Below are 227 nucleotides of genomic sequence, written 5' to 3'. Positions count from 1 at the left end.
GTTCGATGTCAACTTCTGACAGTGCGTCAACTTCTGACTCAAGTTCGCAGTCCAAATCACAATCAATTGCAGCTTCAGCGTCTACTTCCGATTCTAAGAGTAGTTCGGTCTCGCTAAGTGAATCAGCTGCATCAACAAGTACGTCGCAGTCAGTAAGTGGATCAACTTCAAGTTCTGACAGTGGCTCAACGTCAAGTTCTGACAGTGCGTCAACGTCTGACTCAAAT

The 227-nt window shown here is 45.8% G+C and carries 1 protein-coding gene; it reads right to left on the bottom strand.

The annotated features are described in order from the left end of the window. Nucleotides 1-227 (bottom strand): hypothetical protein (locus tag FC87_RS07060; protein ID WP_420864881.1); only part of this gene is annotated, 227 nt, incomplete at both ends.

Source organism: Fructilactobacillus florum DSM 22689 = JCM 16035 (genome assembly GCF_001436645.1).
Classification (GTDB): Bacteria; Bacillota; Bacilli; order Lactobacillales; family Lactobacillaceae; genus Fructilactobacillus; species Fructilactobacillus florum.
This window is presented reverse-complemented; position numbering and strand designations above follow the sequence as displayed.